Raw genomic sequence first — 13,734 nt, 5'->3', positions numbered from 1 at the left:
AAGGGTACTTTGGCATGCAAAGAGAGAAACTTTCCGCACTAATGGATGGAGAAGCTCTTGATAGTGAAGTAATTCGTTTAACCGCTGGAGATGCAGCCATGCAGAAACAGTGGGAGAGATACCATCTTGTCCGTGATGTGCTGCGTGGTGATGTAGGGGATGTGTTGCATTTGGATATTGCGGGTCAAGTCGCTTTGGCACTTGAAAAAGAAGCTGTCCATATTAATCCAGCATCTGTTCTAGAATCTCAGCCAAGGCCTGAAACGTGGACGAAAATGTCATTCTGGGACAAAATTCGTCCATGGACGAACCAGATTACACAAATTAGTGTTGCTGCCTGCGTATCTATGGCCGTGATTATTGGTGTTCAACAGTTTAATAATAACAGCAGTGTTGACGCGGATACTCAATCTGAGACACCTGCTTTTAATACATTACCTGTGATGGGGTCTGCTTCACCTGTTGGTCTAACCTCTCCGGTCGACGATGAAGCCTTTGGTAGCGACTTGAGTATGGAAGTTCGGGAAAGCAATAAACGAATTGATGCAATGTTGCAGCAATATGAACTTGACAGGCGTATTCATGCTGAAAAAGATCATGGAGCCACTCAGATTGATCATCAGTCTATTGGAGCGCAATTACAGCAGATACAACAGCAGTAATGAAACGTCTTCGGTTCTTGATTTTTTTATTGGCGGCTAGCCTGTTAAATCCTTTAAAAGCCTCGGCGCAGCAAAGCAGCGCCGAGGCTTTGTTACAGGATATGAATGACTCTGTACAAACATTGAATTATGAACTTGGTTTCATCAATCTAGGACAGCAATTTCTCATTCCTCTGCGTTACCGCCATGCCATTATTGATGGTCAAAGTATTGCTCAAATCATCCAGATGGATGGTTCTCGTCGAGAAATCATTCAGCGTGGTGACCAAATTAGCTATTACGAGCCAGGGCTGGATTCATTCAGTTTACGGGGCAACCATATTGTTGATTATCTGCCACCGATCATTTTTGCTAATTTTTCGCAATTACAGCAATTTTATCGTTTCATTGATGCAGGCAGTACGCATGTTGGCGATCACCCAGTGAATTTTGTACGTGTTATATCAAAAGATGAATCCCGCTATAACTATAATCTTCTGATCGATGAAAAAAGCCACCTGCCCTTGCTGATTGATCTATTGGATCAGGATAATGCTACTGTTATTGAGCAATTTCGTGTCGTGTCATCAACAGTGGATGACAGCATTAAAAAGGAGTTGGGTGCGATTATTGATCTGAAATTGCCGCCAATGTTACTCATTCCGCCGTCCGAAAAATTTCAGTTTGGTTGGCGTGTTGGTAAGGTACCTGACGGTTTCAAAGAAATTTCTCGTAATAGTCATAAGTTATCTGAGACAGAATGGCTGCAATCCATCATGTACAGTGATGGATTATTTAATTTCTCTGTCAATGTTGTTAAATCAGATAAAAAGGCTGTTGATGAACAACCATTTCGACAAGGTAGGCGGACAGTTTATACTTTGGGCCAAGGCAAGAATACCATTACGGTCATTGGTGAGTTGCCTTTCGCTACGGCTAAGAGAATTGTGGCAAGCGTGACGTTTACGGGAGAAAATTGATGGTTAAAGAATGGGCTACGGTTGTCCGCTGGCAAAAAGGTCGTGCGTTATTGCGTTATGGCTCATCTTCAGGTTGTGGCAGTTGTCAGGCTAAAGGTACCTGTGGCTCTTATCTGCTGGAGAAGATAGGGCCAGAGAGTATACATCAGTTAGAACTGGAGATCCCTCAACCTCTTCAACCGGGCCAAAAGGTCGAAGTGGGCATTCCTGAAAGTAGCTTGCTGCGTTCAGCAATGCTGGTTTATCTAACACCATTGTTGGGGTTGTTTTTGGGAGGGGCATTTTTCCAATCTTTGACAACTGATCAACTATGGATATGTCTGGGAGGAATTGGCGGCGGGACTGCCGGTTTCTTCATCGCCCGCAAAATTGCTGCATATTGGGATAATCAGCAAGCATACCAACCAGTTGTGTTACAAATTGGTTTACCTCCTGATACGATTAAGGTTCTATAGCAAGAATAATCTATTTTACCATACAGGTTTCAATTTTATTTGTCATACTGAAAACCGCATGATCATACCGAAAACCACAGGCATGACTAGGTTTTCGCAGGTTTGGCATGTAGAATACGGCCCCTCAGGCCTAGTAGCCTGACCAATAAACTGTCGCTTTATGTCCATCAGTGTGTCCATAGGCGAATGATTCAGAAATATTAAGGCAAAAAAGATTTAATAATGAAGCAAATACGAAATTTCTCCATTATCGCCCACATTGACCACGGAAAGTCCACACTATCAGACCGGATTATTCAAATCTGTGGGGGGCTGTCAGATCGCGAAATGGCAGCACAAGTGCTCGATTCAATGGATCTTGAGCGTGAGCGTGGCATTACTATCAAGGCACAAAGTGTTACCCTTGATTATAAGGCAAATGACGGTCAAGTTTATCAATTAAACTTTATCGATACCCCGGGGCATGTTGACTTCTCTTACGAAGTTTCCCGTTCTTTGGCAGCTTGTGAAGGTGCCTTGTTGGTTGTCGATGCAGGGCAAGGTGTAGAAGCCCAGACGCTGGCTAACTGCTATACCGCTATCGAAATGGATCTGGAAGTCGTTCCGGTTCTGAACAAAATTGACCTTCCTGCTGCTGAACCAGAACGTGTTGCAGAAGAAATCGAAGACATTGTTGGTATTAATGCAACGGATGCTGTTCGTTGTTCTGCGAAAACCGGCATTGGAGTACAGGATGTTATTGAGCGTCTGGTGCGAGAAATCCCAGCACCGGAAGGTGATCCTGACGCACCATTACAGGCTCTGATTATTGACTCATGGTTTGATAATTATCTTGGCGTTGTTTCCCTTGTCCGCATTAAAAACGGTACGTTGCGTAAGGGTGACAAAATCAAAGTAATGAGCACAGGGCAGGTATATAACGCAGACCGTCTGGGGATCTTTACACCTAAGCGTATTGACCGTGATGTGCTGGATTGTGGTGAAGTGGGTTGGTTGGTTTGTGCTATCAAAGATATTTTGGGTGCACCAGTTGGGGATACCCTGACAACTGCACGTCAACCTGCGGAAAAAGCACTGCCGGGCTTTAAAAAGGTCAAGCCCCAGGTTTATGCCGGCTTGTTTCCAATTAGTTCTGATGACTATGAAGCATTCCGTGATGCATTGGGTAAATTGAGCCTAAATGATGCGTCATTATTTTATGAGCCAGAAAGTTCTACCGCATTAGGTTTTGGTTTCCGCTGTGGTTTCCTTGGGTTACTGCATATGGAAATCATCCAGGAACGTCTGGAGCGTGAATATGATCTCGATTTAATTACCACAGCTCCAACAGTTGTTTATGAAGTTGAGACAACCAGTGGTGATATTATTTACGTTGATAGCCCATCTAAGCTACCGGCTTTAAATAATATTAGTGAATTGCGTGAACCAATTGCAGAATGTCACATGCTGTTGCCAAAAGAATATCTTGGCAATGTCATTACGCTGTGCGTAGAAAAACGCGGTGTACAGACTAACATGGTTTATCACGGTAATCAGGTTGCACTGACCTACGAAATACCGATGGCTGAAGTTGTTCTGGATTTCTTTGACCGCTTGAAATCAACTTCTCGTGGTTATGCTTCGTTGGATTATAATTTTACTCGCTTCCAGCTCTCAGACATGGTACGAGTTGATGTTTTGATAAACAATGAGCGTGTTGATGCATTGGCGTTGATTACTCATCGTGATAACTCACAATACCGAGGGCGTGAGCTGGTGGAAAAAATGAAAGAGTTGATTCCACGTCAGCAATTTGACATTGCAATTCAGGCTGCCATAGGGACTCACATTATTGCGCGTTCTACCGTTAAGCAGTTACGTAAAAACGTACTGGCGAAGTGTTATGGTGGTGATGTCAGTCGTAAGAAAAAGCTATTGCAGAAACAGAAAGAAGGTAAAAAGCGCATGAAGCAGGTCGGAAATGTTGAACTGCCACAGGAAGCCTTTTTAGCGATTCTGCATGTCGGAAAAGATAATTAATAAGGTTGCGAGGAGGTTAAATGGCTAACACGTTTGCCTTGATTTTAACGTTAGCAACGTTAATCACAGGTGTTCTCTGGTGCATAGAACGGTTTAAGTTCGCTCCTGAACGCAAGAGAAAGCTTGCTCAACTTCAGGAACAAGTAGCAGGTGCAGAAGCACAGAAAGTTTTGGCTAAAGAAATCAATAAACCTTCATGGGTTGATACATTTGCATCTGTCTTCCCCGTGTTAGCCATTGTTTTGGTTCTGCGTTCTTTTGTTTATGAGCCATTCCAAATCCCCTCCGGTTCAATGATGCCAACATTGTTGATAGGGGATTTCATTTTGGTTGAAAAATTTGCTTATGGTCTGAAAGACCCTATTAGACAGACAACCTTAATTAAAACCGGTGAACCTAAGCGTGGAGATATCGTTGTCTTTAAATATCCTCTTGACCCTAAATTGGATTTTGTAAAACGGGCCATCGGTTTGCCTGGTGATAAAATTGTTTACGATTATATCAAGAAAGAGATTCAGGTTTTCCCTGGCTGTGGTTGGAATACCGAATGCAAAGGTGATTTACCTGTCACTTATCGAGATATGTTTCCTAGTGAGTGGACAATTAAAGAGGATATAACTCCAGAAGGAGAAAATATAAATAATGTTTATCAAATTCCTCTTGATGAGCCGTTAGGGCCATATGATTTTCGCCAAGGTGAACGGATTGAAAATTTAGGTAATGTGCCACACCATATTTTGACTATTCCGCCAATTAAAAGGACTCCTGCGTTCCAGCAAGCTGGTTTACCACTTGGTACTTGGGTTGTTCCTGAGGGGCACTATTTCATGATGGGTGATAACCGTGATAATAGTGATGATAGCCGTACGTGGGGATTTGTACCGGAGAAAAATCTGGTAGGCCGTGCAACCGCTATTTGGATGAGTTTTGAAAAACAACAAGATCAGTGGCCAACTAGTGTACGTTTGAACCGTATTGGTGGAATTCACTAATATTTATATATTAGCGCAGCATTAATTTATCTCACAGTGTAGAATATTCTTTCAAACGAGATGACTGGTTCTCTATGATGTTGAACATTTTAGGGAGCCAGTGCAAACGCAACAGTTTTGTAAGGCACACCTTAGGGGATATATTTTAATTATTAAGGTATAGCTTCTTAGAGGATAGCTTCGCAGGTCTGTTGCGTGTGCTTTTATTTGATGAATTCTAACTGAATTGGTAGCACATGAACTCCATAATAACGAACCGGTTACAACATAAGCTAGGATATACTTTCACACAGCACGATTTATTGCTTCAGGCGTTGACTCATCGCAGTGCCAGCAGCAAACATAATGAACGTCTGGAATTTCTTGGAGACTCAATCCTGAGTTTTGTCATCGCTAATGCACTTTACCATCGTTTTCCCCGTGTTGATGAGGGAGATATGAGCCGTATGCGTGCAACATTGGTGCGTGGTAATACGTTGGCGGAATTGGCTAGAGAATTTGAATTAGGTGAATGTTTACGTCTGGGGCCGGGGGAGTTAAAAAGCGGGGGATATCGCCGCGAATCCATTTTAGCGGATAGTATTGAAGCCTTAATTGGTGCTATTTTTCTTGATAGCGATATTCAAACAATCGAAAAGATCATCTTGAATTGGTATGAAACTCGCTTGAATGAAATTAGCCCAGGCGACAAGCAAAAAGACCCTAAAACACGTTTACAGGAATATTTGCAAGGGCGTCATTTGCCGTTGCCAACATATCTGGTTGTTCAAGTTCGTGGGGAAGCACACGATCAGGAATTTACAATTCACTGTCAGGTCAGTGGATTTGAACAACCAGTCAGAGGAATAGGTTCCAGCCGTCGCAAGGCAGAACAGGCGGCTGCGGAACAAGCATTAAAACAACTGGAGCTTGAATGAGCGAAGAAAAAAACTATTGCGGATTTGTTGCAATAGTCGGGCGGCCCAACGTCGGTAAATCGACTTTATTAAATCAGTTATTGGGCCAAAAGGTATCCATTACTTCCCGGAAACCCCAAACAACGCGGCATCGCATCATGGGGATCCATACGGAAGGGACTTACCAAACCATCTATGTTGATACACCGGGCCTTCATATTGAAGAAAAACGTGCAATCAACCGCTTGATGAACCGTGCGGCAAGCAGTTCTATTGGCGATGTCGAGCTGGTTATTTTTGTTGTGGAAGGTACTCACTGGACACCTGATGATGAAATGGTGGTGAACAAGCTGCGTCACTTACGTTGCCCCGTTTTGCTTGCCATCAATAAAGTGGACAATGTGACAGATAAAACCATTTTGCTGCCACATATTGGTTTTCTTAGCCAACAAATGAACTTCATTGATGTTGTGCCGATCAGCGCAGAAAAAGGCATGAATGTTGATACTATTGCCAAAATTGCGCGCAACCATATACCACAAGCAGATCACCACTTTCCAGAAGATTACATCACTGATCGTTCACAGCGTTTCATGGCATCAGAAATCATCCGTGAAAAACTGATGCGCTTTTTGGGTGATGAACTACCATATTCTGTGACCGTTGAAATTGAGCAATTTGTTGCCAATGAACGTGGCGGGTATACGATCCACGGTTTGATTTTGGTAGAGCGTGACGGCCAGAAAAAAATGGTCATTGGTAATAAAGGCAGCAAAATCAAGACGATTGGTACAGAAGCTCGTCAGGATATGGAAAAGCTGTTCGATGTTAAAGTCCACTTGGAACTGTGGGTAAAAGTGAAAGCCGGCTGGGCTGATGATGAACGAGCGCTGCGTAGCCTCGGTTACATCGACGACTTATAAGGCTGATTTGTGGACGGCTGGCAGAGAGCCTTCGTGCTTCATGGGCGCCCTTACAGTGAAACGAGTTTGCTACTGGATTTTTTCACTGAAAATGAAGGGCGGGTACGTGTTTTAGCAAAAGGCGCGCGCAGCCGTCGTTCTTCTCTGAAAGGTTGCTTGCAACCTTTTACCCCTTTGCTCATTCGCTGGAGTGGGCGGGGCGAAATAAAAACATTAAGAGATGCTGAACCTATCTCATTGGCTCTTCCCCTAACGGGTAGCGTACTTTACAGCGGTCTATATGTGAACGAACTCTTATCCCGAGTCCTCGAGCCAGGAACAGCATATCCCCCTCTTTTTTTCGATTATCTCCAATGCTTACAAGTGCTGGCGGCGAGTAAACATACGCCGGAATATGCTTTGCGCCGTTTTGAATTAGCGTTGTTAACCAATATTGGATACGGTGTAGATTATCTTCATTGTGCAGGCAGTGGTGAGTCTATAGCAGATACCATGACTTATCGCTATCGTGAAGAAAGAGGATTTATAGCCAGCCTGGTTGTTGATCACTACAGCTTTACTGGTTATGAATTGAAAGCGTTGGCGGTGGGTGAGTTTCCTGATCAGATCACTTTGAAAGCGGCCAAGCGTTTCACCCGCATTGCATTGAAACCTTATTTGGGTGGAAAACCGCTAAAAAGCCGTGAATTATTTCGCCAATTTGCACATAAAAAAACTGATAACCCCAACAAAAAAAATGAAAACTAAAGTCGGGTACTTTTTCATAAAGAAGAGTGTAGACTTTACTAAATCTTATGTTATTGCAGGAGCTAAAAATGGCTGAGGTATTGTTAGGTATCAACATTGATCACATTGCAACTATACGTAATGCCCGTGGGACACAATACCCTGATCCCGTTCAGGCTGCATTTGTTGCAGAGCAGGCAGGGGCTGATGGTATAACGATTCACCTGCGTGAAGATCGTCGCCACATTACTGATCGAGATGTTCAACTATTAAAAAGCACGATTCAAACTCGTATGAACCTCGAAATGGCAGTAACGGATGAAATGGTTGGTATTGCCTGTCAGATCAAACCTATTTTTTGTTGCTTAGTTCCTGAAAAACGTCAGGAAGTGACAACAGAAGGCGGGCTGGATGTGCTTGGGCAAAAAGAACATATTGCCGCAGCAGTTAAGCGTTTATTAGAGGCGGGGATTCTAGTTTCACTGTTCATTGATGCAGATCACCAACAAATTGATGCGGCTGTTGAAGTCGGAGCACCATTTATTGAGATCCACACCGGTGCTTACGCAGAGGCAGAAAGTGAAATACAGCAGGAAAAAGAGTTCCAGCGTATTAAAGAAGCTGCTATCTACGCGGCAAATAAAGGCATTAAAGTCAATGCAGGTCATGGTTTGACCTATCATAATGTACAGCGTATTGCAGCTTTACCTGAAATTTATGAATTAAATATTGGGCATGCCATCATTGGACGTGCAGTATTCAGCGGGTTGTCTGCTGCTGTCACGGATATGAAAACGTTATTGCGGGAAGCCCGCTGTTGATGGCTATCATTGGCTTAGGCACAGATATTGTTGAAATATCTCGTATTGAGGACATTGTCGGGCGTTCTGGCGAACGCTTGGCAAGGCGTATTCTCAGTGATGGAGAATGGAAACAATATCAACAGCATAATCAGCCGATTCGCTTCCTTGCTAAGCGGTTTTCCGTGAAGGAAGCGGCAGCCAAAGCGTTTGGAACAGGTATTCGCAATGGGCTGGCCTTTAATCAATTTGAAGTGATTAATGATCCATTGGGAAAACCCACATTAAAGCTTCATGGAGAGGCTGAAGTTTTGGCTGGTAAACTGAATGTCAGATCCATGCATGTCACACTGGCAGATGAACGGCGTTATGCCTGTGCGACAGTGATCTTGGAAAGCTGAATTCAGAATTAAAAATCAGCGTCTCTCCATTCATCAGCTAAATAGTCAATAAACGTTCGTAACCTGCGGGGAATTGGCTCCCTGCGGGCTCTAATGGCGTTTAGTACAGTTGCACTTTCCTTCCAATCCGGTAGTACCTGTACCAATTGTCCTGTTTTAATTTCATCAATGACACTCCATGTTTCCCGCAAAGCGATCCCCAACCCAGAAACAGACCATGCACGTAATGCTTGGCCGTTATCGCTGCGAAGATTGCCAGATACCGTGATGTTGGCTTGTTGACCAGATGAATGCAACGACCAAGTGTGCTGAATCAGGCCAGGATAAGAGAATACAAGGCAATTATGATTTTCCAGCTCCTGAGGATGTAATATTGGATGGCTTTTTATATATTCAGGTGACGCCACAAGGATACGATGGCTTGTGGCAAGAGGTTTGGCGATGAGCCTGGAATCAGTTAATTGCCCGAAACGTAGAGCTAAATCCAAATTATTACTGTATAGATCTAATATGTGATCAGTGAATTGCACGTTAAAGCTGACTTCCGGATGTTTTTTAATAAAAGAGGCAATGGCTAAAGTAAGATATTTTTCACCAAATGCACTGGGGGCGGTTATTTTAATATTGCCTATTAGATGAGAGTTGCCTTTATTGGCAATATCTGAAATATCTTCCAAGATGGCCAACGCTGCTCGTGCACGTTCAGCAATCGCTTTTCCTTCATCTGTAATTTTTATTTTTCGGGTATTTCGTTCGAATAACGATGTCTTAAGTGCAGCTTCCAATCTTGCGATTTGTTTACTGACACTTGAAGGAGTTTGATTCATTACCTTTGCCACTGATGAAAAACTATTATTATCAACAACTTTTAAGAACGTGACTATATCGTCAAGGTTATTCAGTATCATTTATTTATTCCATTTTGGAAAAAGTCATAATCAACTCTATCTATTTACTATTAGATAAGAGCATTTAGACTGAGGGTAAATTTATTATCAGAGGGAAGCAATTCTTTCTGTGGGTTATTTTTATCATTAGGGAATGACTTATGCCACTTGCATTGTATGCTTTAACTGTCGGGGCTTTCGGTATTGGAGTAACCGAATTTGTTATTATGGGATTGTTAATTGAAGTTGCTTCAGATCTAGGGGTTTCTATTTCAGCGGCAGGGTTATTAATATCAGGATATGCGTTGGGGGTTGTTGTTGGCGCGCCTTTATTGACAATATTAATGAGTCGTTGGCCCCATAAGCGTATATTGCTAGTACTGATGGTGATATTTATATGTGGTAATGCGGCTTGTGCTTTATCACCTAATTATGGTTTGTTAATGGTTTCCCGGGTATTAACTGCTTTTATGCATGGTACTTTTTTCGGTGTGGGTTCAGTATTGGCAACGAGTTTAGTATCGCCAGAAAAACGTTCATCTGCCATAGCGATCATGTTTACAGGTCTTACTCTGGCTAACATTATTGGCGTTCCTTTTGGTACTTGGCTTGGGCTGAATTTTGGTTGGAGATCGACTTTTTGGGCAATCACTGTGATAGGTCTAATTTGTTTTTTTATTATTGCAGCCTTAATTCCCAAAGCAACCACACCACCAGAAATCAGTCATTGGCGTACTGATTTGCGTATTATAGGGCGGAGATCAGTATTGATGGGCTTATTAACAACAACCTTAGGTTATACAGGATTATTTGCTGTTTTTACTTTTATTTCTCCTATACTTACCGAAATAAGTGGTTTTAATATTGTATCAGTTTCTCCCATTTTATTACTCTTTGGTGTAGGGTTGGTCATAGGGAATATTGTTGGAGGTAAAGCCGCAGATAGAAATCTTTTTGCAGCTATTATATGGACTCTTATATTATTAGGTATCACGTTAGCTCTAATGACGTGGGCAATGCATTATAAAATATCAACATTAATTTTTATTTTATTGCTTGGCATGTCGGCATTTTCCACTATACCTCCATTGCAGACATGGATCTTGCAAAGTGCCGAAGGCGCCGGGCAAAGTTTGGCTTCAAGTTTGAATATTGCGGCGTTTAATTTAGGAAGTGCAATAGGTGCCTGGGGAGCAGGATTGATGATTGAGTATGGTTTTGGCTTAGTTTCTATTCCTATATTTGCGGCATTAATAACATTGTCTTCTGTTGTCGTGATGTTTACAAATGGCTTTCTTGATAAACGAAATGAACGATTAGAATTATCTTAATAATAACACTCCCTTCATTTTTCAAACGGCAGTTAACAAAGCTGAAACTTGAAAGATGAAGGGGGAAATTTAGATCTTATCAGCATGATGCAAGAGCACAAACTTATCCCATAGTTGTTCTTCGGTTTCCTGATGATCAGGATCAAGAATAATGGTATTCGTGATCGGGCATACGGATTGGCAGGTGGGTTTTTCATAGTGTCCGACGCATTCAGTACAGCGTTCAGGCTCAATTTCGTAGATCTCTGCACCCATAGTAATGGCTTGATTAGGGCATTCGGGTTCACACATATCACAATTGATGCAGCGTTTGGTAATTAATAGTGCCATTTCAGTCTCTTACAAAAACTATCGCTTAAAATCAAAGAGTTAAATAACTTCTGTATTCGTTACGATTGTCCGGTTGTTGTGTTTTTATACAGTATAGTTTACATTGAAAAACTGTATCCCGTAACACAAAACCGCAACACATACTTATTTATGATGCCTAAAATATAGTAATGTGCGAGCTATTATATCAACGTAATGATATTACGGAGTTCTTAATGAAAAATGCAGTAACACAATTACCCAAAACTCCTCAAAATGACGAATATTTAAGAGCGCTGGTTAGCTGGGAGTCATGTAAGCCCCTTACACTAGCTCACACATGAAAATTTGTGTTACTGCTGCAAAAACCATATTAAAACATTTAGGTAAGCCCCGTCGATCTAAGTATGAAAAGGAAAATTACCTAAGGATAGATTTTAGTAAAGCGGGGAAAGTTACTATTTATGCCGAGTACCCTAAAAGTATGGGGTTAAAAGGCCGGAAATTAGGCGAATGGCCTGACCTTACCTATAGCCCGTGAGAAAGCTCAAGATCTGGCTAAAGAAGGCCTAACCGCTGAGTCAGTGCATCAAATTTTGGATTCATACGAGAATGATTTACGAGCAAAGGTCGAACGTAAAAAACTCGGTGAACATAGTTTTTATACGTACAGTTGCAGGATAAAACAGTTACGTGAATCGTTCGAGCCTCGAGAAGTATATAGCGATGTTACATATCAACGTTTGATTGACGTTCTGGATTTGTGGATTGAAACAAAATCCAATAATCAGGCATTCGAACTATTTGGAGAGTTGCGCAGATTTTGGAAATTTGCCGCTCCGTTGCATTGTGGAGGGAAAAACATTGCTGCCAGCATTCCCGATGATTACATTTCGTCCCGCGTGCAGCGACCCACTCCTACCCGTCGTTTTACAGATATAGAGTCTATTGCTCAATTATGGCTTAATGTTGCAGCGTGCACGTCCGTTCATCAAAAAATGCAATGCGCTATATGATATTAACTGGTGTTAGACCAATCAACGTATCAAATTTACGTTGGGAGTATGTGAATGCTGCTGCTGGGGAAATTGTTTATCCTGCGGGGCTAATGGGTATGCGTGGTGCAATGAAAACGCAGAAAGAATTTAGATTACCAATCACACCTATGCTGAAGATCATCCTTGATGAGCAAAAATCGTGGTGTAATTCTGTAAATGGATGTAATCGGGACTATGTGTTTTTGCAGCCCAGAAACATAAAAAATCCTTTTTCTAAACGTTCTCTGGATAAAATAATTAAAACCTATAGTCCTGAGAATGCCTTAAAATGGGTTGTCCATGAAGGAACGATTAAAGAGAAATCAAGCGCATTTAACACAATGTGTAGAAAATTTCTAAAAAGTAACATCATTGCCCAAATGCGCGCGGGGATATTCTCGTTCAGATACCCGAGAAATTAGCCAATTATGCATGCACCATTCTGATAATCGCTCTGATCCTATGGGTGAGCATTACGATTTCTCCGATGAAATATTACAAGAAGAAATAGCGTTAAAACGCCAGGCGTTCGAAGCACATGAAAATAGCATAATGACCCAAGTAGCGCTTCTACGGCGAAAGAGCTAATACACACTACGGCATTTTTCTTTAAATGCCATCACGTTTTTGTATTCATAGCGGATAAATTTACTAGTAAATCTTATAGGTGCTAATAGTTTTTTGTGTCTATGATTATTATTCCAATCCGCTAATGTTTTTTGAGAAATGCCTCCTAGCAATCCACATACTTCTTCTGGAGTTAACATATCATCATCTTTGTATTGTTTGTTCATATTAATTACCTCTTAAAATAGTATGCTTAGGCACTCCCTTGCCACCTGTCGTCGTCTGTTCTCGAATTCGTTAGTCATGAATGTTGACGGTAATGTCTTCATTTTCTAAATATATTCCCTCACCATCCATAACATTGATAATATGGCTCTTGAATAACTCAGAATCAGATTTGTTATTCTTCATATGTAAATAAATAACCATCGCCGCTTTATATGGATTATCGAGAGAACACTCAATGTCACCGTCATTAGTTGCAAATTCAAATTTTCTATCTTGAAATATCAGGCTGATTTCGTTCTCGATAATAATTGGCATTGCATGTGCTGGTTTATTACAGGGGTCGAATTTTTCAAATTTATCATTTCCAAATGGTCTAAAAATTACATTCTCCTTATCGAATATATTATCTGGTGTGATACCAATATATTCTGCTACCCGTTTGTTATTAACCCGGCGGAAAAATACATCGGCTATGCGGCATATTTAATAAACCGTGATTTGAAATAACTTTTTACGCGCTCGGGTCGTCGTTGTAATTGACG

General features: G+C 41.6%; 15 protein-coding genes and 1 pseudogene. 12 read left to right on the top strand and 4 right to left on the bottom strand.

All coding sequences use genetic code 11. The annotated features are described in order from the left end of the window. The first annotated feature begins 14 nt into the window (after positions 1 to 14). The 10 genes from rseA to acpS all read left to right on the top strand — a co-directional run bounded on the left by rseA (position 15) and on the right by acpS (position 8,833). Positions 15 to 662, top strand: a complete 648-nt coding sequence (gene rseA / locus Xhom_RS14760; protein WP_069315011.1) for an anti-sigma-E factor RseA — start codon at positions 15 to 17, stop codon at positions 660 to 662. Then, complete coding sequence (rseB, locus tag Xhom_RS14755) at positions 662 to 1,621, top strand: sigma-E factor regulatory protein RseB (RefSeq protein WP_069315012.1); 960 nt, start codon at positions 662 to 664, stop codon at positions 1,619 to 1,621. Before rseA ends, rseB begins: the two co-directional genes overlap by 1 nt. Continuing rightward, positions 1,621 to 2,076 carry a SoxR-reducing system protein RseC gene (rseC, locus tag Xhom_RS14750; protein WP_069315013.1) on the top strand — a complete coding sequence of 152 codons (456 nt, stop codon included), beginning with the start codon at positions 1,621 to 1,623 and terminating at the stop codon, positions 2,074 to 2,076. Before rseB ends, rseC begins: the two co-directional genes overlap by 1 nt. Positions 2,077 to 2,298: 222 nt before the next feature. After that, positions 2,299 to 4,095 carry a translation elongation factor 4 gene (gene lepA, locus Xhom_RS14745; protein ID WP_069315014.1) on the top strand — a complete coding sequence of 599 codons (1,797 nt, stop codon included), beginning with the start codon at positions 2,299 to 2,301 and terminating at the stop codon, positions 4,093 to 4,095. Positions 4,096 to 4,115: 20 nt separating this feature from the next. Further along, positions 4,116 to 5,087 carry a signal peptidase I gene (gene lepB, locus Xhom_RS14740; RefSeq protein ID WP_069315015.1) on the top strand — a complete coding sequence of 324 codons (972 nt, stop codon included), beginning with the start codon at positions 4,116 to 4,118 and terminating at the stop codon, positions 5,085 to 5,087. 236 nt (positions 5,088 to 5,323) lie between these two features. Continuing rightward, complete coding sequence (rnc, locus tag Xhom_RS14735; RefSeq protein ID WP_069315016.1) at positions 5,324 to 6,004, top strand: ribonuclease III; 681 nt, start codon at positions 5,324 to 5,326, stop codon at positions 6,002 to 6,004. Further along, positions 6,001 to 6,906 carry a GTPase Era gene (era, locus tag Xhom_RS14730; RefSeq protein ID WP_069315017.1) on the top strand — a complete coding sequence of 302 codons (906 nt, stop codon included), beginning with the start codon at positions 6,001 to 6,003 and terminating at the stop codon, positions 6,904 to 6,906. The genes rnc and era overlap by 4 nt, the downstream gene beginning before the upstream one ends. A gap of 9 nt (positions 6,907 to 6,915) precedes the next feature. Beyond that, a complete protein-coding gene (gene recO, locus Xhom_RS14725; RefSeq protein WP_069315018.1) occupies positions 6,916 to 7,653 on the top strand; it encodes a DNA repair protein RecO in 738 nt (245 codons plus the stop codon). 68 nt (positions 7,654 to 7,721) lie between these two features. Then, a complete protein-coding gene (pdxJ, locus tag Xhom_RS14720; protein WP_069315019.1) occupies positions 7,722 to 8,453 on the top strand; it encodes a pyridoxine 5'-phosphate synthase in 732 nt (243 codons plus the stop codon). After that, positions 8,453 to 8,833 carry a holo-ACP synthase gene (gene acpS, locus Xhom_RS14715; protein WP_069315020.1) on the top strand — a complete coding sequence of 127 codons (381 nt, stop codon included), beginning with the start codon at positions 8,453 to 8,455 and terminating at the stop codon, positions 8,831 to 8,833. The genes pdxJ and acpS overlap by 1 nt, the downstream gene beginning before the upstream one ends. A gap of 8 nt (positions 8,834 to 8,841) precedes the next feature. Here the strand turns inward: acpS and Xhom_RS14710 are convergent, their stop codons facing one another. Further along, on the bottom strand, positions 8,842 to 9,741 hold the full coding sequence (locus tag Xhom_RS14710; RefSeq protein ID WP_069315021.1) for a LysR family transcriptional regulator: 900 nt from the start codon (positions 9,739 to 9,741) through the stop codon (positions 8,842 to 8,844). A 140-nt stretch (positions 9,742 to 9,881) separates the two neighbouring features. On the opposite strand from Xhom_RS14710, the gene Xhom_RS14705 reads away from it, so the two are divergent. After that, positions 9,882 to 11,051: an MFS transporter gene (locus tag Xhom_RS14705; RefSeq protein ID WP_069315022.1), complete on the top strand. Its 1,170-nt coding sequence runs from the start codon at positions 9,882 to 9,884 to the stop codon at positions 11,049 to 11,051. Between the two features lie 69 nt (positions 11,052 to 11,120). Here the strand turns inward: Xhom_RS14705 and Xhom_RS14700 are convergent, their stop codons facing one another. After that, a complete protein-coding gene (locus Xhom_RS14700) occupies positions 11,121 to 11,381 on the bottom strand; it encodes a YfhL family 4Fe-4S dicluster ferredoxin (protein ID WP_069315023.1) in 261 nt (86 codons plus the stop codon). A 215-nt stretch (positions 11,382 to 11,596) separates the two neighbouring features. Between Xhom_RS14700 and Xhom_RS14695 the strand changes: the two are divergent. Further along, a pseudogene (locus tag Xhom_RS14695) lies at positions 11,597 to 12,985 on the top strand (tyrosine-type recombinase/integrase). Here the strand turns inward: Xhom_RS14695 and Xhom_RS14690 are convergent. Then, complete coding sequence (locus tag Xhom_RS14690) at positions 12,982 to 13,191, bottom strand: helix-turn-helix domain-containing protein (RefSeq protein WP_069315024.1); 210 nt, start codon at positions 13,189 to 13,191, stop codon at positions 12,982 to 12,984. The pseudogene Xhom_RS14695 and the gene Xhom_RS14690 overlap by 4 nt on opposite strands. A gap of 70 nt (positions 13,192 to 13,261) precedes the next feature. Then, the gene (locus tag Xhom_RS36680) at positions 13,262 to 13,507 is read right to left on the bottom strand and encodes a hypothetical protein (protein ID WP_069315025.1); all 246 of its coding nucleotides are present in this window, start codon (positions 13,505 to 13,507) and stop codon (positions 13,262 to 13,264) included. Positions 13,508 to 13,734: the final 227 nt, after the last annotated feature.

It is taken from the genome of Xenorhabdus hominickii (assembly GCF_002632725.1).
In the GTDB taxonomy this organism is placed as follows: domain Bacteria; phylum Pseudomonadota; class Gammaproteobacteria; order Enterobacterales; family Enterobacteriaceae; genus Xenorhabdus; species Xenorhabdus hominickii.
The sequence above is the reverse complement of the archived record's forward strand: the minus strand, read 5'-3'. Positions and strand labels throughout refer to the sequence as shown.

Coding starts and splice junctions, on each gene's coding strand:
- lepB (WP_069315015.1), top strand. CDS start 4,116: ATGGCTAACACGTTTGCCTTGATTTTAACGTTAGCAACGTTAATCACA.
- Xhom_RS36680 (WP_069315025.1), bottom strand. CDS start 13,507: ATGCCAATTATTATCGAGAACGAAATCAGCCTGATATTTCAAGATAGA.
- lepA (WP_069315014.1), top strand. CDS start 2,299: ATGAAGCAAATACGAAATTTCTCCATTATCGCCCACATTGACCACGGA.
- Xhom_RS14705 (WP_069315022.1), top strand. CDS start 9,882: ATGCCACTTGCATTGTATGCTTTAACTGTCGGGGCTTTCGGTATTGGA.
- era (WP_069315017.1), top strand. CDS start 6,001: ATGAGCGAAGAAAAAAACTATTGCGGATTTGTTGCAATAGTCGGGCGG.
- rnc (WP_069315016.1), top strand. CDS start 5,324: ATGAACTCCATAATAACGAACCGGTTACAACATAAGCTAGGATATACT.
- pdxJ (WP_069315019.1), top strand. CDS start 7,722: ATGGCTGAGGTATTGTTAGGTATCAACATTGATCACATTGCAACTATA.
- acpS (WP_069315020.1), top strand. CDS start 8,453: ATGGCTATCATTGGCTTAGGCACAGATATTGTTGAAATATCTCGTATT.
- Xhom_RS14710 (WP_069315021.1), bottom strand. CDS start 9,741: ATGATACTGAATAACCTTGACGATATAGTCACGTTCTTAAAAGTTGTT.
- rseB (WP_069315012.1), top strand. CDS start 662: ATGAAACGTCTTCGGTTCTTGATTTTTTTATTGGCGGCTAGCCTGTTA.
- Xhom_RS14700 (WP_069315023.1), bottom strand. CDS start 11,381: ATGGCACTATTAATTACCAAACGCTGCATCAATTGTGATATGTGTGAA.
- rseC (WP_069315013.1), top strand. CDS start 1,621: ATGGTTAAAGAATGGGCTACGGTTGTCCGCTGGCAAAAAGGTCGTGCG.
- Xhom_RS14690 (WP_069315024.1), bottom strand. CDS start 13,191: ATGAACAAACAATACAAAGATGATGATATGTTAACTCCAGAAGAAGTA.
- rseA (WP_069315011.1), top strand. CDS start 15: ATGCAAAGAGAGAAACTTTCCGCACTAATGGATGGAGAAGCTCTTGAT.